This is a genomic window from Streptomyces sp. NBC_00038 (genome assembly GCF_026343635.1).
Taxonomy (GTDB): Bacteria; Actinomycetota; Actinomycetes; order Streptomycetales; family Streptomycetaceae; genus Streptomyces.
The window spans coordinates 698,806-717,426 of the sequence record NZ_JAPELQ010000001.1; the positions used below are offsets into that span (position 1 = coordinate 698,806).

The 18,621-nt window shown below is 68.3% G+C and carries 18 protein-coding genes; 7 read left to right on the forward strand and 11 right to left on the reverse strand.

Annotation, left to right across the window (positions count from 1 at the left end; genetic code table 11):
- Window positions 1–554: 554 nt before the first annotated feature.
- On the reverse strand, window positions 555–950 hold the full coding sequence (locus OG219_RS03325; protein ID WP_266822656.1) for a hypothetical protein: 396 nt from the start codon (window positions 948–950) through the stop codon (window positions 555–557).
- Window positions 951–1,308: 358 nt separating this feature from the next.
- Here OG219_RS03325 and OG219_RS03330 point away from each other — a divergent pair, with 358 nt between their 5' ends.
- Window positions 1,309–2,079 carry a transposase family protein gene (locus tag OG219_RS03330; RefSeq protein ID WP_266822658.1) on the forward strand — a complete coding sequence of 257 codons (771 nt, stop codon included), beginning with the start codon at window positions 1,309–1,311 and terminating at the stop codon, window positions 2,077–2,079.
- A gap of 192 nt (window positions 2,080–2,271) precedes the next feature.
- On the opposite strand, the gene OG219_RS03335 is transcribed toward OG219_RS03330, so the two are convergent.
- Both OG219_RS03335 and OG219_RS03340 read right to left on the reverse strand, forming a co-directional pair.
- On the reverse strand, window positions 2,272–2,538 hold the full coding sequence (locus tag OG219_RS03335) for a hypothetical protein (protein WP_266822660.1): 267 nt from the start codon (window positions 2,536–2,538) through the stop codon (window positions 2,272–2,274).
- A 111-nt stretch (window positions 2,539–2,649) separates the two neighbouring features.
- Window positions 2,650–3,009, reverse strand: coding sequence for a hypothetical protein (locus tag OG219_RS03340; protein ID WP_266822662.1), 360 nt, complete (start codon window positions 3,007–3,009; stop codon window positions 2,650–2,652).
- 1,732 nt (window positions 3,010–4,741) lie between these two features.
- Between OG219_RS03340 and OG219_RS03345 the strand changes: the two genes are divergently transcribed.
- Window positions 4,742–5,209: a hypothetical protein gene (locus OG219_RS03345; RefSeq protein WP_266822664.1), complete on the forward strand. Its 468-nt coding sequence runs from the start codon at window positions 4,742–4,744 to the stop codon at window positions 5,207–5,209.
- A gap of 142 nt (window positions 5,210–5,351) precedes the next feature.
- Here the strand turns inward: OG219_RS03345 and OG219_RS03350 are convergent, their stop codons facing one another.
- Complete coding sequence (locus OG219_RS03350; protein ID WP_266822666.1) at window positions 5,352–5,735, reverse strand: hypothetical protein; 384 nt, start codon at window positions 5,733–5,735, stop codon at window positions 5,352–5,354.
- A gap of 883 nt (window positions 5,736–6,618) precedes the next feature.
- Window positions 6,619–7,113 (reverse strand): DUF1877 family protein, encoded by a 495-nt coding sequence (locus tag OG219_RS03355; RefSeq protein ID WP_266822668.1) that lies wholly within the window; start codon window positions 7,111–7,113, stop codon window positions 6,619–6,621.
- 752 nt (window positions 7,114–7,865) lie between these two features.
- On the opposite strand from OG219_RS03355, the gene OG219_RS03360 reads away from it, so the two are divergent.
- From OG219_RS03360 to OG219_RS03375, 4 genes are all read left to right on the forward strand, one after another.
- Window positions 7,866–8,498, forward strand: coding sequence for an RNA polymerase sigma factor (locus OG219_RS03360; protein WP_266822670.1), 633 nt, complete (start codon window positions 7,866–7,868; stop codon window positions 8,496–8,498).
- Between the two features lie 89 nt (window positions 8,499–8,587).
- Window positions 8,588–9,379, forward strand: coding sequence for a hypothetical protein (locus OG219_RS03365; protein WP_266822672.1), 792 nt, complete (start codon window positions 8,588–8,590; stop codon window positions 9,377–9,379).
- 617 nt (window positions 9,380–9,996) lie between these two features.
- Window positions 9,997–10,650, forward strand: coding sequence for an ATP-dependent Clp protease proteolytic subunit (locus tag OG219_RS03370; RefSeq protein ID WP_266822673.1), 654 nt, complete (start codon window positions 9,997–9,999; stop codon window positions 10,648–10,650).
- A 1-nt stretch (window position 10,651) separates the two neighbouring features.
- Complete coding sequence (locus tag OG219_RS03375; protein WP_266822675.1) at window positions 10,652–11,254, forward strand: ClpP family protease; 603 nt, start codon at window positions 10,652–10,654, stop codon at window positions 11,252–11,254.
- A 24-nt stretch (window positions 11,255–11,278) separates the two neighbouring features.
- On the opposite strand, the gene OG219_RS48110 is transcribed toward OG219_RS03375, so the two are convergent.
- From OG219_RS48110 to OG219_RS03390, 3 genes are all read right to left on the reverse strand, one after another.
- Entirely contained in the window at window positions 11,279–11,749 is a 471-nt protein-coding gene (locus tag OG219_RS48110) for a helix-turn-helix transcriptional regulator (protein ID WP_323183262.1), read from the reverse strand.
- A gap of 82 nt (window positions 11,750–11,831) precedes the next feature.
- A complete protein-coding gene (locus tag OG219_RS03385) occupies window positions 11,832–12,353 on the reverse strand; it encodes a DinB family protein (RefSeq protein ID WP_266835988.1) in 522 nt (173 codons plus the stop codon).
- 144 nt (window positions 12,354–12,497) lie between these two features.
- Window positions 12,498–13,874, reverse strand: coding sequence for a DUF6777 domain-containing protein (locus tag OG219_RS03390; protein WP_266822677.1), 1,377 nt, complete (start codon window positions 13,872–13,874; stop codon window positions 12,498–12,500).
- A gap of 221 nt (window positions 13,875–14,095) precedes the next feature.
- On the opposite strand from OG219_RS03390, the gene OG219_RS03395 reads away from it, so the two are divergent.
- Window positions 14,096–15,409, forward strand: coding sequence for a streptophobe family protein (locus OG219_RS03395; RefSeq protein WP_266822679.1), 1,314 nt, complete (start codon window positions 14,096–14,098; stop codon window positions 15,407–15,409).
- On the opposite strand, the gene OG219_RS03400 is transcribed toward OG219_RS03395, so the two are convergent.
- The 3 genes from OG219_RS03400 to OG219_RS03410 all read right to left on the reverse strand — a co-directional run bounded on the left by OG219_RS03400 (window position 15,406) and on the right by OG219_RS03410 (window position 18,616).
- Entirely contained in the window at window positions 15,406–16,890 is a 1,485-nt protein-coding gene (locus OG219_RS03400; RefSeq protein ID WP_266822681.1) for an alpha/beta hydrolase, read from the reverse strand. The two genes, OG219_RS03395 and OG219_RS03400, sit on opposite strands and share 4 nt — an antisense overlap.
- Window positions 16,891–17,001: 111 nt before the next feature.
- Window positions 17,002–18,003 carry a serine/threonine-protein kinase gene (locus OG219_RS03405; RefSeq protein ID WP_266822683.1) on the reverse strand — a complete coding sequence of 334 codons (1,002 nt, stop codon included), beginning with the start codon at window positions 18,001–18,003 and terminating at the stop codon, window positions 17,002–17,004.
- A gap of 31 nt (window positions 18,004–18,034) precedes the next feature.
- Window positions 18,035–18,616 (reverse strand): hypothetical protein, encoded by a 582-nt coding sequence (locus OG219_RS03410; RefSeq protein ID WP_266822685.1) that lies wholly within the window; start codon window positions 18,614–18,616, stop codon window positions 18,035–18,037.
- Between the last annotated feature and the right edge of the window lie 5 nt (window positions 18,617–18,621).

Consider the following 18,621-nt stretch of genomic DNA (forward strand, 5'->3'; position numbering starts at 1 on the left):
AAAGCCGATCACGGCCACCGTCAACCATCAGCTGGGACTGGAATGTCAAGCATCTACCGGGATCGGACATGTAACAGACAGCCCAGCTGGCTCAGACCTTCTCCACTGTTTCAAGTGCCCGCGCACGGCGCGGGCTGGCCCCTTGGGCCCGACCCCTCTGCGCCTTCGGCGCCGGGGTCGGCCCATGGGGCCGCAGCAAGTTACGGCCCAGAGTGGAGACCTGTACATGCAGCCGTGACGGTCAGGACAAGCCTCCGGCGGGGGCGCTCAGACTCCAGGATGGCGGGGGGCACCGTTCGCGAGTGCCGGCCGTGAGTGGCTGGTGCGGGGGCTCCCATCCCGTCCGCTATCGACCCAGGCAGAGCCGAGCAGACGCGGCCCATGGCGTCCAGGTCGTTCGTACAGTGGCGCGCTCCACCTGGACGCCATGAACCACGCCCGCTCCACGGTGTGTGGGCCGACCGCAGACGGGATGGGAGCCAGGGCGAGTGGTGGTAAAGGAAGCGCAGGCTCGGCGTCTGAGCTCTTAGGGCAGGACCGAGAGAACACCCGCTTCACTGGCTGAATCTTTCGACAAAGGCTTGCTGCTCTGCGTTGCGGATGACTAGACGCTTCCAACGGACGTGGTCGAATCCAGGCTCCTCCCGCCACGGCTCGGCTATGCACACCAGCCAGTTCCAGTGCAGGAGGATCCCGCTGCTAAGCCGCTCGGTGTTTGCAGATCGCTCCGCTGCCGTACCGAAGGGAGGGAGCGACATTGCTTGGATGTAAGAACTCAAGATCGGGACGACCTCAGACAGCAGGTTGGACACGCTCGCTGCGGCCCGATGCTGGTCGGACCCAGGCGGCTGAGTGTCTTGCACCTGACGGAGTCTCGGCCCAAGGAAGCGCTCGATCGCCTCCGCGTCCGAACTGGAAAGCTCATCGGACCACCGCAGCATTCGGTCCATGAAATCCCCCACCTCTTTCACCTGGACACAGGCAAGACGTTGCGCTGGCTCTACCCAACCGGGAGCGACTTCCACCAGGAACAACAGTTGCCGTGCCCCTTGCGTGCCCGGTAGACCGGGAAACCACGGGGAACAGCGGGAGCCCTCGGACACCGACCAAGCCGAAGGCCCCCGACCGATGTAGCTGGTCGGGGCCGTTCGCCTGCGGTGGGTGTGGGATTTGAACCCACGGTGACATCGCTGCCACGACGGTTTTCAAGATCGTCAACGGCTTGACCCGGTCATCGAGACTCTGCCGACCTCATCAGAGGCGCCTAAAGGGTGCTGCACAAGGCTGTGAACTGGGCATCTCCGGTGTATGGCAGGGGTGTTGAGGGCCGAACGGGTGTGGGTGGAGACATTCACCGGGCTGCAAGTGACGCAGTTCGGGCGTCTGTTGAAGGTGGTGCGGGAGCGGGGCGGTGACGGCACCCTGCGGGGCCGGCCATGGTCGCTGCCGCTGGCCGAGCGGGTGCTGGTGGTCGCGGTGTACTACCGCACCAATCTGACGATGCGGCAGCTGGGCCCGCTGTTCGGTGTCTCCTCCTCCACCGTGTGCCGGGTCATCCAACGACTGGGACCGCTGCTCGCGATCGAGCCCGTCTCCCGCCCGGCCGATGCCCCAGAACGCCTGTGGATCGTGGACGGCACACTGATCCCGCTCCGCGACCGAAAGGTGGCCGCGTCCAGCCGCAATTACCGGTTCTCCGCGAACGTGCAGGTCGTCGTGGACGCGGACACGCGGCTCGTGATCGCGGCAGCTCGCCCTGTGCCGGGCACGACGGCGGACGCCCACGCCTGGCGTGCGTCCGGGCTGAGCCGACACTGTGAGGGCGTGACGGTGCTCGGCGACGGCGCCTACCTCAACTGCGGCATGGCGGTACCGCACCGAAAACGCCCCGGACGGGCTCTGCTCCCGGGCGAGGAGGACGACAACTCCGCCCACCGCAAGGTCCGCGCCCGCGTGGAACACGTCATCGGCCGCCTGAAGAACTACAAGATCCTCCGCGACTGCCGACAGCACGGCGACGGCCTCCATCACGCGGTCCAAGCCGTCGCCCACATGCACAACCTCGCCCTCGCATCATGACCAGAAGACTGTGCTCACACACTCTGGCCTGCCCGAACACGGCCTTGTGCAACACCCTTCAGGGCGGGGAACAGCGAGGAATCACGGGAAACGCAGGCGTCGCCGAGGACGCCGCAACTCGGCCGTTCGCCGAGGTCAGCGCCTAAACCGGCCACGAATAATCGCGGCTTCCCAAGCTGATGGCCCGAAAGCTCAATACGGCCGCCGAATATCGTGCTCGCGCAACGCAGCCTCATACCGCGCCAGCAGAGCATCCAGGTCCGCCAGAAGAAAGCTGGCCGAGTCCCGAGCTTCATCCAGGTCGCCTCGCTCACATGCCTCCGTCACCTCGACCACGGCGCTACGGATGATGTGAAGGGAGTCGCCCTGCACCAGAACCCCGGGGAAATTTCTACCGGGCATGCGAACCACGGCGTCGTTGCCACCATCTGTGAACAGCTCGACCTCAATACGCTCCATCGGACCATCCAACCTGACATCAACGACGGTGGACACAGGCGGCCTTGAGCAATCGCCCACGCTCCACCGGTAGCGCTGCGAGGGCGGTATCGGAGCCGCGGGATCGAACTCCTAAAGCGGTGGCTCCCTGACAACTAGCGGCAGCGGCCAGCCGGCGCAGGCCACTAGTGCGCTGCCGTCCTCGGTGAGGAAGAGCAGGGTGGTCCATGTCCGATCGGCAGAATCGATCAGCCCTGTGCGCACGCGCCGGCCATGTTCGCGGATCAGCTGCACTGCTCGTTCCAGCCCAAGAGGTTCGAGTCCGTGCATCCTCATGCGCTGAAGTCGACGCATGAAGACTCCGGCATGCTGGCCTGCGGGTTGTGCCTGGTCTCCCACCCAGTAGGTGGCGCCGCTGTGGAGGGTGGCCAGAGCTATCACGGACGCCTCGTCATCACCGGCCAACAGCGATTCCAGCACATGCCGTTCCATGGTCACCCCCGTGTGGATCCTGCGGTACAGCAGCCAAGTACCGCAACCTCAGCGATCACCCGCGACCAATAGCGCCCCTGCGGGGCTCGGTAGCGGTCGGAATAGCCGTCACTGACTGATCCCACTAGAGCTACGGATCAGAAGGTTGCGCTCGATGAGGCGGCTCGACTCATGGTGGGTCGCCTCGCCTTCCGACCAGTTCACTGCCGTTTAAAGCCGTCCACGGCATGGCAAGCCCCAGATCCGGGGTGCACCCACCGTCATGGCAGCAAGTGCCCCTTACGGATCGCCTGTGGTGCTCTCTCGGTCCCTACGCACTACTCGCGCGATCGCCTCAGCCTCGCCGAGTGAGCATCCAGCGACATATTCCAAACGAATGTCCTGAAATTGGCACGCACCATAGTGCTCATCGTCGTCTGATCGTCCTGTGACGTATGACCATCGTGATGCACCGCACGCAGGGCAGGTGAGAGAATCTGGCGGCTGTCCTGGTGGCATTACGATCCCCCTTCTGACCGGGCCCGTCGAAGCAACCGCCGCCGGGCTCTATAGATCATGAATTCCGGCACTCGTTGTGCAATTGTCCAAATGACATCAATGACGAAACCGAGAAAAGCAATACCTGAAGCGGCCCAGCGCCAACCCTCTTGAACGGGTGCACCTGTGGTAAGGATCTCGGGTGGAGCCAAGACCAGGGCTATGCCTAAAGACAGAAATGCAACACCAAAATTGTAAGAGATCCCAATTCGCCAAGATCTCCGATTCCAGACTCGCAAAGCCTCACGCTGCTGCCTCTGAATGTGGGCTTCTACACCATCCAAATCGCTGTCCCACCAGTCCCTTGCGTCGGCAGCCGAATAGAGGAATTGCCGCGCCGAGAAACTCTGTTGTATGCACAGCACGAGAACGAGTGACGCTATCGTTAGCACAAATGCAGACTGATCCGGCCACCGGAATTTTTCACGATCAGAAGAGACTACACCAATGAGAGCTATTGCCGCTCCGGCGAGAAGAGGAGCAGCGACAAACGTAGCGGCGTCCGATGCCCCTCCATAGCCAAGATTCCCAGGCCGTGCCCAATCCTGCCCCTGCCTCTGATTTGCGATCTTCCCCACCCCCTGCTTTAACGCCTAGCCTGCCCTTCGAGGAGATCCAATAATCGTGCTGGACCGATCGCCAGCCGTCGTGCGACGGCCTTTCCCGAGCCTGGGCCCGGCGCCTCATCACCCGACCCTGGCCATCACACTCCACTGCCTCGCGAGGCTCAAACGCACCGCTCTCTGTGGTATCCGAGGCCTGCAACTCTTGCCGGACTGCGGAATACACATGGACAGTGCCAGCACGTTCCAAGGTCGAGCTTCATCCCCGGCAGCTCGGAGGAGGGATCGTGCCACTCGCGTGCCAGATCCTGCGGGGAACCACGGGGAACAGCGGAGGCTGACCACAGGTACAGCCAGAACTCCAACATCACTCCGCCACAGGTCAGCCCAACAATCGCCCGTTGAAGACCCAAGCTTCCCAAGCTGAGGGCGCAAGTTCGATTCTCGTCACCCGCTACGCTACGAACCTGCAGGTCATTGAGGCGCGTCGTCACTGCTGGCCGAAGGCCATGCTGCGGAGGGGAGCGTCCTTCCGGCCAACGAAGACCAGACTTTCAACCCCGACAGCACCCGGGGTTCTTACCGCTGTAGGCGGTAGTGCGCGCCTCTGGCCCAGATGCTTTGCTCTGCGCATGCAGGCTGTCTACGCAAGTCTTGTAGCTGTGTTCGGCACGCTACTTGGAGCAGCGACCACCTACGCATTCCAGCGCCGCGCAGCGGAGTCCGCGACGCGCAGCTCCCGGGCGGATCGCCTGCGCGAAGATCGGCTGGCCGCCTACAGCGCGTTCGCGGAGGCTGTGACGGACTATCGGAGCAGCCAGTATCGGCGGTGGGAGCTCATGCAACTCGATCCAGCTAGTCCCGAGTCGACAGCAGCGACACTCGAATCGCACCGCCTGCGCGGCGTCACTCGACAGATCCGCTGGCGTATGCAACTCCTTACTGATGACCAGGAGCTCGTGCGGCTTGCGGACGCCGCAGTCATCGAGGCCAGGGACATGATTTCGGCTGATGATGTGGCTGACCACAAGCGCAGACATGATCTCACCGGCGTAGCGGTCGAGCGGTTCGTTCTTCACGCGGCCACGCACGTGCGCTGACCCGGTTCTCAATCATGAGACAGCAGAGTGCAGCTGACCACCGGCATGGCCGCCCGTCTCACTTTCCGTCTCATTGAGTGCCGTTCACCACGGCTAGCCCGAGGCCCCATCACCACAGTTGGAAAGCGTGTGGGGTGGAAGGTCAGGTCTCTTCGTCGCTCGCGTACGTCCACGGTCTGATCTTCCACGGAGTCTGAGCCCTCGACCGTTCCGCGACGTGGCCCGGAGGCATGCCGGCCAGGTCTGCGAGCGACGAGTCTTGAGCGAGGACGTGATCCATGTGCGTCACGATCGAGGCATCGTCGGCGTTCGGATCGTGGATGCTGTCACACAGGAGCCAGTCATCCTCGTCGTCGTGGATCACCATCAGGGCTGGAAACTTCCCGTCGGCAACTGTGCGTTGGACAATGGCCAGCAACTCCGAAGGGAAGACGCCTGAGGGGAACGGCCAGGCCATATCCGGTTGCATTGATCCCATGGCTGCATCTTCGTCTACAGCCAAAGTCCCGTCATGCACCAGGGCCATGACTACATGCGGCAGGAGGCTGGTTGAGCGCGGCCGCCGCACGCGCGCCGCACCACACACGCACCAGATCGAGCGGGGAATCACGGTGAAAGCAACCGAGCCCGACGGGGTCGCACCTCGGTCAGCGCCCGAGTCCGCCCAGAATGATCGCAGCTTCCCAAGCTGAGAGCGCCGCACGCTTGCTCAGGCGTGACTTAGGGCCGCACCAAGGCCGCGACTGCTACGCCGAAGCCGACAACTCCGAACGCAGCCAACCCAACGGTCCAGACCCGATGGGAACGAAGCTTGACCAAGCCCTTGGACTGAATGCCCGCAGCTTGGCAGCGCTCTGCTCCTGGAGCATGGACTTCAGGCAGTCCCCTCACCCTCTCGAACTCCTGCAACCAGATGCTGTCAGCCAGTTCGTGGTGGCGGTGCTTCGCCAAGAGCTGCACGGACAGGAAGGACACCACCATCGACAGCACCCCAGAAGTGACCCGCGCCAGTTGCCCCGTATCTGGGCTGAGAGCGATTGTCATGAGGAACGCCTGAGCCGTCAGCCCCAGACCAGGCACTTGCCACATCATCGTGTCAAAGCCGGCTCGGCGAGTGGCTACCGCTTGGTACTGGAGCAATGCTTGCTCATCGCTCGGGGGCGGAGGCGTCGACATGACTCCAATGGAACCAGCAGTCGACACCGGTTCGCGGGCATATCTATGATCTTCGGATCAGAAGGTACCCGTGCCCGATCGTGAGAGGCCGGTTTGTCTATTGTCGAGGATCTCCAGAGGCGTCGGGCATTACCCGGAATACCTTGCGGCGGCCCAGCAGGCGTACGGCGCGGACGTCAGGTCTGCCGATTGAGCCTGGCGATGGCCATGGAGGAGTCCGCGTGCCGCGTGCTTCAGGTCGGCAGCCACTTCACCACCGCGTCTCCGGACGCGGCAGTCTGCGTGTAGAACTCCGTCAGCTCCCGATGCGCCGCCGCGAAGATGCCCCGCGTGTCGGGCTCTGCGGTGACGCCGCCGTAGCGCGGCAGTAGTTCGTCGCGGGCGAAGACCCACAGCGCGTCGAAGTCGGCCATCGTCAGGAACCTGGCCACCCGTTGCGCCTGGCCCGCCGTCAGCACCAGGAACGGCGGCTTGTACCGATCGGGGTGGAACACCGGCCGGCCGCCGAGCACCACCTGGGCCTGGGGTCGATGCTCCGCGCTGTGCGGGGGATCGCCGGCGTAGAGGAGTTCCTGGTCCAGATATCGCTTGTCCAGCACATCTTCGCGGTGCCGGTCGACGCGGTGCCGGACGGGGTCCGAGGCGTCCCCGAACAGCCGTTCCAGCCAGGTCGCGCTGTTGCGCAGTGCCGGGGGCGGTACCGCTCGCAAATGAAAGTAGAGGCTCATCACAGAAGGAGCGCACGGGGACGCCGGAGCATCACTCCGCCCGGCGCACGCCGCGTTCCGGAAGCCCCCCCGGCCGTCGTACGGCAAGGTGGGAGGCGGCTCTGCGCCAGTTGTGGGAACCCCGGAGAACCAGGTGACGGATCACCTGCCGACCTCGCTGCGCGGCTTCGGGGCGTACACGGGTGAGGTGATCGTCCGCCGTCGGTCCGAACGGCGTGCGGGGCGGCCGGACCCCAACCATTGGTTGGGGTCCGGCCGCCCCCGTCCCTCTCCATGTCGCCTCCGGGGGGAGTCGAGAGCGGCGCGGAGAGAGGGTCCGGGAGTGGTCGTGGCACCGACGTCCGGCCTGGCGATCACCGATTACCGATCACCGATCACCATCGGGCAGTCCGGCGCGGACTCGGTACTCACACAGCGCACGGCCGGCGCGATACGTCACCCGGCCGGGACGGCACGGGTTGCGAGCAGGTGTCCGAACACCGGATTCGCCAGGCGTTGCTGAGCCGTGACGCCGTCCGGCCCGGCGCACGGATCGGCTCAACGTCCTTACGTCGCCGTTTCCTTGGAGCTGCCGACGGCCCTCGCGGCTTCGCCGCCCACGCGACAGGAGCTCCGACGACAACGTCAGGGACGCCTGATGCGTTGTGACACTTCCGTGAGAACACGCGCTGGTCTCAATGGGGCCGTCGATGCCAACGGTGCTCGTCGGACAGAACGGACTCGCTTTGAACCAGGTGCGAACGAGGACAGTCTTGGGCCAGGCACGGCAATCCCGCCGCGTACAGACGTACGACGGGGAATTGAGCGCGGCAGTCGCGCGGGCCCAGGACGGGGACGAGACCGCCTTCGCGGTCGCCTACCGGATCGTGCAGCCGGGCCTGCTCGGGTATCTGCGCGGATTCGTCGGCGACGACGCGGAGGACGTGGCGTCCGACGCCTGGCTGGAGATCGCCCGTGACCTCGCACGGTTCAAGGGGGACGGGGCCGGTTTCCGCGGCTGGACGGCGACCATCGCCCGGCACCGGGCACTGGACCATCTGCGCCGCCAGCGCGTGCGGCCCCGGTCGGGAGGGACCGAGCAGGACGTACTGAACCTGCCCGGCCCGCACAGCACCCATGACGAGGCACTGGAGGCCCTCTCCACCGAGCGGGCACTGGAACTGGTCCGTGGGCTGCCGAAGGACCAGGCCGAGGCCGTGCTCCTGCGAGTCGTTGTCGGCCTGGACGGTACCGCCTCCGCGCGCGTCCTCGGCAAGCGCCCGGGAGCGGTGCGCACCGCCGCCCACCGAGGTCTGAAACGCCTCGCCCACCAGTTGGGCGTCGGGGGCCAGGTGGCAGAGGGTGTGACGGATGAGGCGTCCTGGACGCTGGGGGAGTCGAAGTGAACGACGCCCGCGGCACTGGGCCGGCGGACAGGCAGCAGGGCCCGGAACTCCAGGTGAATCGAATATGTCGGACAGGAACGGAAGCGGGCATGCGTGAACGGCTGAGCGGCGACGGAGTGCCGGGCCGTCGATGGGTCGCCCCTGACGACGCCGTGTCCGCCCCGCGGGACATAGGTGGCGACACCGCGCTGGAGACGGTGCTGGCCACCGTCCTACGCGGAGCCGATCTCGCTCCCGAGGCCGAGCAGCGGGCCGTGGCCGCCTTCCGGGCCACCCGTGGCACGGACGCGCATCGGGCGCGTACCCGGCGCCGGGACGACTGGCGACTGCCCGCGGAGCGGCGAACCGGGCGCCCTGTGAAGACAACGTTCGCCGTCGTGGTCTCCAGCCTCGCCCTGGGCGGTGTCGCGGTCGCGGCCATCGGTTCGGCCGACTCGTCCACGGTCGGCACCGGTGCCGACCGGAAGACCGCTCACCCCTCGGCGTCCGCCCCGGCCCGGCCGAGCGGTGAGACCTCGTCGGCATCCTCCGGCGGCGTCGGACCGACGGACGGCTCGGCCGCCGCCCAGGACACCGAGGCCCACTGCCGCGCCTACGAGCACGTCAAGGACCGCGGCAACGCGCTCGACGCGACGGCCTGGCAGCAACTCGTCGCGGCGGCGGGCGGCGAGGGCAAGGTCGCCGCGTACTGCGCCGAGCGGCTGGCGCGCGCGACAGCCGCACCGGGCAGGTCCAGCGACACGGGCAAACCCGGCGAGAGCGCTGCGGACACCGGCACGGGCACGGCGGGGAACACCGCCACGCCGGGCAACGGGACTCCCGGCAACGACTCCGACGGCGCGGAAAGCGGGGCCGGCAACGGTAAGGCAAGCGGCGGGTAGGACGGGACCCCGCTGAGCCCATCGGCCGGGCCACTCCCCGTTCGGGGGCGTGAGAAGGCGTTGCGCCAAGGGTGAGTCTGGGAATCGTGCCGTCTGATTCAGCACAGCGCCTGCGAGACCGGCGAACACGAGCAACTGTGCGACCACATTGACGAGTCGCTCACCAAACACGGATTCAATGTCGTCGCGCTCACCGCCCGGCATGGACTCGGCAGCTACCAACTCACCGACAAGTCGCGGAAGTAGTGCGGCCGCTCGCTGGTCTGGCCTGCAGAGGCCTCGCTGTCCGAGCGCCGCACACAAGCACACCAGATCAAGCGGGAAACAGCGGGCTCCACCCTCAAAGGGAGCTCGCGAAGATGCCCGGCGCGGCGATGCACTGGCCGAGCCCTGCAGCGGCGCCCGGGGCCTTCTTCCGGTCGCTGCGCGAGACCGGCCGAGCCGAGGACGTCCGGCCGGGACCGGGACCGGCCGACGCCGCTTCCGGGTTCGGCCTCCCCCTCTGCCCGTAGCGAATCTGCTACCGGCCGAGAAACCTGATCCCGGGGCGCATTCGGTCCGATGGTGGAGATCGCGGCGACGAAAGACGCGCCGCTCCGACACCTCACGGAGGACCGATGACTCCACTCATCACCGGCATGGACCCGGCCCGCGCACCGCGGGCCGACGAGGGCGACACCCCCGCGACCCGCTTCGACGACCATCTGGCCGCGCAACTGCTCGCGCAGCGGATCGTCCTGCTCGGTACGCAGGTCGACGAGGTCTCCGCGAACCGGGTCTGCGCCCAGCTGCTCCTGCTGTCCGCGGAGGACTCGCGGACCGACATCAGCCTGTACATCAACAGCCCGGGCGGATCGGTGACCGCGGGCCTGGCGATCTACGACACGATGACGCTGATCCCGAACGACGTGTCGACGCTCGCCATGGGATTCGCCGCGAGCATGGGGCAGTTCCTGCTCAGTGTGGGAGCGCACGGCAAACGCTTCGCGCTGCCGAACGCGCGGATCATGATGCATCAGCCGTCGGCCGGTATCGGCGGAACCACCGCGGACATCGAGATCCAGGCGCAGAACCTGGAGTTCACGAAGAAGGCCATCGAGCGGATCACCGCGGAGCACACCGGCCAGAGCGAGGAGACGATCTCCCGCGACGGCGACCGTGACCGCTGGTTCACGGCCGGACAGGCGAAGGAATACGGCATGGTCGACCGGGTCGTGGAGTCGCTCGACGACGTCCGGCCGGCCGCGTCACGGCGACGGATGGGGCTCTGACATGGGTACGTACACGATTCCGAACGTGGTCGACCGGACCCCGCAGGGCGAGCGGTCGTACGACGTGTTCAGCAAGCTGCTGTCCGAGCGGATCATCTTCCTCGGTACGGAGATCGACGACGGGGTCGCGAACGTCGTCATCGCGCAGCTCCTCCATCTGGAGTCGTCGGGCCCGGACAACGAGATCGCGATCTACATCAACTCGCCCGGGGGATCGTTCACTTCGCTCATGGCGATCTACGACACGATGACGTACGTGCAGGCGCCGATCTCGACGTTCTGTGTCGGGCAGGCGGCCTCGACCGCGGCGGTGCTGCTGGCCGGGGGCGATGCCGGGCGGCGGTTCGTGCTGGAGCACGCGCGCGTGCTGCTCGGTCAGCCCGCGAGCGGCGGGCGGCAGGGCACGGTCTCCGACCTGACCCTCCAGGCCAAGGAGATGCTCCGCATCCGCTCGCAGGTCGAGGAGGTCCTCTCACGGCACACGCACCACGACGTCGCCACCCTCCGCGCCGACATGGACCGCGACAAGATCTTCACCGCGCAGGAGGCCGTGGCGTACGGGCTCGCGGACGAGGTGGTGAGCCGGCGGCTGCCGGTGATCTGACTCCCGGGCGCCACGGGCCCTGTGTCAGGCGGCCAGGCACATCCCGTCGTATCGAGGTGTCGATGTGGTGCGGCTCCGGCCCGGCCTGACCTGAGAGAGCCGCGTCAGCTCGTCCTGGGCCAGCGAGAGCAGGTCGGTGAGGCCCAGGCCGAGGGCACGCGCGGCGGCCGCGAGGACTTCGGACGAGGCCTCCTTGCGGCCGCGCTCCAGCTCCGAGAGGTACGGCATCGAGATCCGCGCCGCGTCGGCCACGTCCTTGAGGGTCCGCTCCTGGGCGAGCCGCTCGCGCCGCAGGACGTCACCCACGAGGTCGCGCCACAGTGGTTCCTTGCTCGCCGGGGCGGGGGCGGGTTGCGCCTGGCGTGGCGCTAGGACCGGCCGGGGACGCAGCTGCGGCGCACGTGCCGGAGCGTCGGTCCGAGCCGGGGCCGGACCCGGCGCGGCCGCCGGACGCAGAGGGATGACGCGGGCTTCGTTCGGCGCTTGGTTGCTCACCCCTTCAGCCTAGAAGCGCGGAGTCGTACGGGAAGGGACCGGCGTTCCGCTCTCGGTGGAATCGCTCGTCCCACCGGGACGGCTACCGCCCGACCCTCCCGTCGATCCGCTCGCGCAGGAAGTCGGCGTGGCCGTTGTGCCGGGCGTACTCCTCGATCATGTGCACCAGGACCGACCGGAGTTCGACGGGTTCGTCGCCGTCCGTGCCGCTGATGTCGAGATTGGGGGCGCCTGCCACGAAGCGCTCGGCGAAGGCGACCTCGGAGCGCCAGGTGTCCCAGGCCTGCGCGACGACCGCGGGGTCGGCCACCGCGCCGTTGAAGTCCCCCTCGGGATCGTCGTCGGTGCGGTAGTGCCGGGGCTCGTCCTGTCCGGCCATCACCCGCCGGAACCAGGTCTGTTCGACACCGGCCAGATGCCGCACCAGTCCGAGCAGCGACAGGTTCGACGGCTCGACCGAGCGCCGGGCCATCGCCTCGGCGTCGAGCCCGGCGCACTTCATCTGCAGGGTGAGCCGCTGGTTCCGCAGACTTCCGACGAGCGTGTCCCGCTCCCCCACGAACGCCCCGGCGGACCGCCGATCGCCGTCCCGCTGCGCGAGCATGTCCCACGACCCGAAGTTCCGGTCGGGATGGGGGTTCCCGGGCGGCAACCCGGCGATGTCGGCCATGCCTACGAGGATCGGCCGTGCGCCGGAAATCCGCACCGTTTTTCGGTGCGGATTTCGGTGCGTTTCTCGGTGCCCGCCTCAGAGCCCCGGGGAGGTCGCGGACGACTCCGGGGCGCTCAAGGACGCGGAGGCCGAGGTCACCGACGCTGACGACTCCGTCGTCTCCGTCATGGTGGCGGAGGATGAGAGGTCGGGTGACGAAGACGAGTCCGATGCCGTCGTCGGAGGCTCGGAGGGCGGGGACTCCAAGTCCGAGTCGGACTCGGAGGGCGAGGACTCGGACGACGTGGGCGGTGAGGACGACGGGGACGTCGACGTGCACGGGCTCGACGAGCCGTTGGGCGGTGCCGACGGCGTCGTACCGGGAGCCGAAGACACGCACGGCGACGGGGAGTTGGAGCTGGGCGCCGGGGACAGGACACTCGCCGACGGGAAGGGCTGGTGCGCCGGCGGGTCCGTCTTCTCGTCGCGGTGACCCGTGTCGCCCTTGTGCCGGGCGATCCACTCGTCGTTGTCGGGGTCGAAGATGACGAAGATGTTGATGACCGTCGTCGCGGGCGAGACGACCACGACGTTCTGCGTCTGGTAGGACGGCCACGAGTCGCCGGTCGGCTTGGGTGTGGTCTTCTGCGGGACCGGCTCGCCCAGCGGGTTGCCGCAGGCGCAGCGCACCCGGGGCACTCCGTGGTCGTCGACGAGGGCGGCGGTGCCCGTCTGGAGGACCGCCTGGTAGCTGGTGGCGGCCCCGTCGCGGTAGCCGTGGTTGGTGACCCGGGTGTCGTAGCGCAGCTGCATCGGGGTGAGCGCGCGCAGATAGCCGGGGACCTGGGAGGTCTGGAGGCCCACCACCGAGGCGAACGCGCTGTTCTTCGCCGGGTCCGCCTGGAGGAACTTGATCTGCTTCTCCACGTCGCAGCTGGAGACGTTGCGGGTGCCGCCGTAGAGGCCCGGCGCCGAACCGTCCACGCCTCGCGTCACGTTGGCGGATTCCGACGCCGTCGGCATCGAGGGTGTCTCGGGCGCGGCGGAGCTGTCGGTCGCCGTCGACTCCGTGAACGGGTCGGGTCCCGACTTGCTCGCGGACTGGAGGAAGACCTCGCCGCCGGTCGCGGACGTGTCGCTGCCGCCGTCGTCGCGGGTGAACACCAGGCCGAGGACCACGGCGGCCACCACGACTCCGGTGATCAGCGCGACGCGGGGTGCGGATTTCCACCAGGGGCGGTCCGGGCCCTTGCCGGGTTCGCCCGGTTCACCCGGTCCGCTGGGCCCTGAGGGGCCACCCGAGCCGCTGCCACCCGAGCCGCCGCCACCCGCCCCGCTCGGCGGTGGCCCGGACGGCGTGCGGCCACTCGGCTGGGTCGGACTCGGCTCGGACGGACCCGGCTGGGACGGGCCCGACAGCGGGCCCGAAGGCGGTCCGGTGGGGCGGCCTGAGGACGGCGGTTCGACACTCACGAGCTCTTCTTCCCGGTGTAGGGATCCCGAGGCAGTTCAAAAGCTCTGCGTCATTTCAAGGCTTTCATGCCTCTTAAAGTCTTTGATGACGCTTCAAAAGCTATCTGTCGTTTTCTCACATAACGAGCCCATTGTGTGCTCCGGTCCCGTACCGTCCGCAAGCTGACGCGGTCGGCCCCTCCCGGCGGGCGGACCGCGTCGGCGCTGCTTAGCGTGGCAGCGTGACCCCCCAGACACCGTCCGACCAGGCAGTTGTCCGCCACGGAGGCCAGTCGGCCGCCCACCACGGCTGGCTCCAGGCCGTCCTGGCGGTGCTGGCCGGGCTGATCGTCATGGGGGTGGTCGCCGCGCTCGGGCTGTGGGCGGCCGGTGCGGCGGACCTCCCCGACAACGCGTTCCCGCGGGTGGTCGCGGCCACCGTCGTCACGGCCGTCGGCGGCACCATCGAGCTCTCGGGCGACGCCGGAGTGATCGCCGACACCCAGGCGGGGCTGACGGTGATTCCCCTGTCGGTCACGCTCGCCGGAGCGCTGGTGATCGCCGCCGGGTTCCTGCGGCCGCTGCGGCACCGGGCCGTCGCCGGAGCCCCCGAACTGGCCGGGTGGGCCGCCCGGATCGCCGTTCTGTGGCTGCTCGCCCTCGTCGGACTCGCGCTCTTCGCCCGCCAGGACTTCAGCATCTCCCTCGGGGACGGATCGATCGGCGACATCGGCGACCTGTTCGGTGCCTCGCCCAAGGTCGGCTTCACGACCGACGTACCGCTGACGCTGGTCTTCGGCGTGCTGTGGCTCGCGGGCGTCCTCGTCATCGCCCTGCTGGTCTCGCGCGGGGCCCCGCTCCCGCCCCGGCTGCTGCGCTTCCAGGAGTCGGTGCGTCCGGCCGCGTTCGCCATGGTCGCGCTGCTGCTCGCGTACGTCGCCCTGGGCGTGGTCATCGCCCTGGTGGTCGCGGCGACGCGCGGGCACACCGCCGAGACGTTCGCGGTGATCCTCCTCGGACTGCCGAACCTCGTGTGGCTCACCTTCACGCTCGGTCTCGGCGCCACCTGGACCGGGCGCGTGGACGGGCCTTTCGGGCTGCCGATGCCGCATCTCCTCGACGAGGTGCTGCGCACTCCGGACATCTCCACCCTCAATCTGAGTACGCTCGCGGACTACGACAGCAAGGTGTGGTGGCTGCTGGTCGTGGACGCGGTCCTGCTCCTCGCGGCCGCGTTCCTGATGGCCGCGCGTTCACCGGCCCGGATGCGGCTGTGGCAGCACGCCGTGCACATGGCGGTCGCGCTCGTGCTGACCGTGCTCATGATCTATCTCGTCGCCCGGATCTCCGCGCACTACGGTCTGTCGATCCTCGGCATCGGCGACATCGGCGGCGGTCTGAGCGGCGAACTCTTCCTGCGGCCCAAGGTGTGGACCGCGCTCGGGTTCGCCGCGCTGTGGGGGCTGGTCACCGGGTTCCTCGGCGGCCTGCTCGCGAAGGGCGTCCACCGCAAGGGCGAGATCGGCGCCGAGGAACCCGGAGTACACGCCCGCTAGCCGCAGTAGGTGTCCCGGTGGGGGCGCTCCCCCGTCGCCAGGTAGTGGGAGACGGTTCGGTCCCCGCATTCGTTGCCGTTGGCGAGATAGGCGTCGTGACCGGTGGAGTTCACGGTGACCATGGTGGCGCGCTTGCCGAGGGCGTTGCGCAGATTCAGGGCGCCACTGAGCGGGGTGGCCACGTCACGCTCGTTCTGGATGAGCAGGATGTTGGAGGGGCCGCGGTCGGTGATCCGTACCGGGGGCTCCTTCGGCGTGAACGGCCAGGCGGCGCAGACCATGGCGTTCCTGGTCATGCCCGCGGTCAGCGGGTACTTGACCCGGCTCTCGGCAACTCCCTGCTCGTACGCGGCGGCCGACTTGGGCCACGCGATGTCGTTGCAGAGGGTCCCGGCGCCGACCGCGGTGACGTTCTGCAGGACCGACTCGGGCGGCGCGGGGGGCGCCGGCGGCAGCGTGCCCTTCTGCGCGGCCAGGATCAACCGGGCCAGGTGTGGGAAGCCGCTGGGCGCGTAGAGGCTGTCCAGCATGGTCTGGCGCAGCACATTGCCATTCAGCTCCTCCGGGTTCGCGCCGGGCCAGGGGATCGATTCGCGGTCCAGCTTCGCGGCGAGGCGCAGGAAGAGTGGCCGCACTTCGTCCGCCGTCTCGGCCAGCCGGTCCGGATTGCCGGGCGCCGAGGCCCACTTGGCGAACTCGGGGAAGGTGTCCTCGACGCCCGCCTCGTGACCGGCGAGCCAGGCCCGGGAGACCCGGGTGTGGTCGGGGTCGTCGTTGCTGTCCAGCACGATGCGGTCGGTGCGGTTCGGGAACAACTGGCTGTAGACGGCGCCGACATACGTCCCGTACGAGACACCCCACGCGGACAGCTTCCGCTCGCCGAGCGCCGCGCGGACGCGGTCGATGTCACGGGCCTCGTTGGCGGTGCTGATGTGCTTGATCAGCTCGCCGCCGTTGCGCGCGCAGGCGTCCGACATCCGCTGTGCGGTGGCCATGTTCTCCGTGATCGAACCGTCGGGGGCGGGCCAGGGACGCAGCTTCGACGTGGCGAGGTCGCTGTACTCCAGACCACAGGTGACCTGGGTGGAGCGGCCTAGCCCGCGGGGGTCGAACCCGATCAGGTCGTACGTGTCCCGCACCTCCTGCGGCAGGTCCTGCCCCTTGCCCGAAGGGTTGTTGAGGCTGGAGCCGCCGGGCCCGCCGGGGATCAGCAGCAGGGCACCTCGACGCGCCTGCGGGTTCTCGCTGGGTATCCGGGAGACGGCGATACCGATCTTCTCGCCATCGGGGTCGGCGTAGTCCATCGGCACCTCGACGGTCGCGCACTGCTGCCGCGGATCGAGCCCGCTTCCCTCGCACTTCGCCCAGTCGAACAGTGCGGGGGCACCGGCGGTCGACGCCGTCGCGGTCAGTGGTGCGGTGAGACTGAGCACGGCGGCGGAGGCGGCAAGCAGGGCGGCGTTTCGCTTGATCTTCGTCATACGGACGAGCTTCGCCGGTCTCCACCGATCGTCACATCCCGCCAACTGGCCTGTGCTGAGGGGGGTTTACCCCCGCAGGACATTCGTCGCCCAAGAGCCGTCGGAGACGAGTTACCCCGGAAACACCGGCCGGGCCCAGTCCGGCGGATCGGGCGGCGGACTGAACTCGGGGGCCCCGACAGCCCGCCGGTCCACCTGCGTCGGTGCGTGTCCGGCGTCGGTGGCGCCGGTCGCTGCGACCCGCAGCGCGGCCACGAAGGCGAGGCAGGAGTCGTAACGGTCGTCGGGGCTCTTCGCCAGCGCCTTCGCGAGTACGCCGTCCACCGGGGCGGCGATGTCGGGCCGCTTCTCGGTCAGCGGTGGCGGCTCGTCGTACTGGTGGGCCCAGAGCAGCGCCATGTCGTCATCGCGCTGGAAGGGCGGTTTCCCGGCCATCGTCTCGTAGACGACGCAGGCGAGGCTGTAGACGTCGCACCGGCCGTCCACCGGCTTGCCCGAGATCTGCTCGGGAGCCACGTAGTCGAGCGTTCCGACGAACTGGCCGACGCTCGTGAACCCGGTGAGCGACAGCGACTTCTTCGTCAGACCGAAGTCCGTGAGGTACACGTGCTCGGGGTGGTCGCTGTCGGTGCCCTGCGCCACCAGGATGTTGCCGGGTTTCACGTCCCGGTGCACCAGCCCGTGGTCGTGGGCCGCGTCGAGCGCGGACGCGACCTGGACGGCGATCCGGGCGGCCACCTTGACGGGCAACGGGCCCTCGCGGTCGAGCAGATGACGCAGGTCGCGTCCGGCGACGTACCGCATGGCGATGTACAGGACGCCGTCCGTCTCGCCCGCCTCGAATACCGGCACGATGTTCGGGTGGTCGATGGCGGCCGCCACCCGCGACTCATGGGTGAAGCGGCCGCGGAAGGTGTCGTTGCGGGCCAGCTCCGGCGCGAGCAGTTTGAGGGCGACGGTCCGGTCCAGGCGCAGGTCCTTGGCCCGGTAGACGACGGCCATGCCGCCACGGCCGATCTCCCGCTCGATCCGGTAGCCGGCGATCTGCCGTCCGATCAGGTCGGACGGGCGCCCGGAGAAGATGCTGGTGTCGTGGCGCCCGCCATCGCTCATCAGACGTCACTCCGGTCGTCCTCGTAGCCCATCAGACGTCACTCCGGTCGTCTTCGTCGTAGGTCACGACCCGCGTGGGTTCGCGGTCCGCCGGCGCCTCTTCCCGTACGGGCTCCCGCGCCGCTGTGGCCGGCTTCTGGGACGCGGCGAAGGTGCTGAGCCGCGTCCCGTCGCAGTACACCCACCGCTCGTGCTCGCCGTCGTACAGCCAGAGGGACTCGCCGTCGACGACCACCCCGATCCGCTGCCCCTGCGTACGGCCGCGGAAGGACTGCCCGTCGAGCCGCCCGGCCGCGAGATCCTCGGCGGCGCTCCGATAGCGGGTGAGCGCTTCCTCGACGCGGGCGAGCAGCGGGCGCGGGTCGGCCGTGCGGGTGAGCGGGCTGCCGGCGGCGGGCGGCGCCTGCGGTACGGCGATCAGCAGGCGGCCGTCGACCCAGGCCGACCAGCCGTTGGCGCAGACGACCCGGCCCCAGTCGCCGAGCCGGTCGATCAGCTGGACCGGCAGCAGCGCGTCGAGGGGCACCGTGGGCCGGGACGGGTCGGGGGACTCCCAGGCGGGCAGCCCGTCCTGGGGGATCACGTGGGTGGGGCGGAAGTCGGGTGTCGTCATCGCAC

Excerpts from the sequence above, each read along its gene's own strand:
- OG219_RS03325 (WP_266822656.1), bottom strand. The coding sequence starts at position 950 with ATGGACCGAATGCTGCGGTGGTCCGATGAGCTTTCCAGTTCGGACGCG.
- OG219_RS03330 (WP_266822658.1), top strand. The coding sequence starts at position 1,309 with ATGGCAGGGGTGTTGAGGGCCGAACGGGTGTGGGTGGAGACATTCACC.
- OG219_RS03335 (WP_266822660.1), bottom strand. The coding sequence starts at position 2,538 with ATGGAGCGTATTGAGGTCGAGCTGTTCACAGATGGTGGCAACGACGCC.
- OG219_RS03340 (WP_266822662.1), bottom strand. The coding sequence starts at position 3,009 with ATGGAACGGCATGTGCTGGAATCGCTGTTGGCCGGTGATGACGAGGCG.
- OG219_RS03345 (WP_266822664.1), top strand. The coding sequence starts at position 4,742 with ATGCAGGCTGTCTACGCAAGTCTTGTAGCTGTGTTCGGCACGCTACTT.
- OG219_RS03350 (WP_266822666.1), bottom strand. The coding sequence starts at position 5,735 with ATGGCCCTGGTGCATGACGGGACTTTGGCTGTAGACGAAGATGCAGCC.
- OG219_RS03355 (WP_266822668.1), bottom strand. The coding sequence starts at position 7,113 with ATGAGCCTCTACTTTCATTTGCGAGCGGTACCGCCCCCGGCACTGCGC.
- OG219_RS03365 (WP_266822672.1), top strand. The coding sequence starts at position 8,588 with ATGCGTGAACGGCTGAGCGGCGACGGAGTGCCGGGCCGTCGATGGGTC.
- OG219_RS03370 (WP_266822673.1), top strand. The coding sequence starts at position 9,997 with ATGACTCCACTCATCACCGGCATGGACCCGGCCCGCGCACCGCGGGCC.
- OG219_RS03375 (WP_266822675.1), top strand. The coding sequence starts at position 10,652 with ATGGGTACGTACACGATTCCGAACGTGGTCGACCGGACCCCGCAGGGC.
- OG219_RS03385 (WP_266835988.1), bottom strand. The coding sequence starts at position 12,353 with ATGCTCGCGCAGCGGGACGGCGATCGGCGGTCCGCCGGGGCGTTCGTG.
- OG219_RS03400 (WP_266822681.1), bottom strand. The coding sequence starts at position 16,890 with ATGACGAAGATCAAGCGAAACGCCGCCCTGCTTGCCGCCTCCGCCGCC.
- OG219_RS03405 (WP_266822683.1), bottom strand. The coding sequence starts at position 18,003 with ATGAGCGATGGCGGGCGCCACGACACCAGCATCTTCTCCGGGCGCCCG.
- OG219_RS03410 (WP_266822685.1), bottom strand. The coding sequence starts at position 18,616 with ATGACGACACCCGACTTCCGCCCCACCCACGTGATCCCCCAGGACGGG.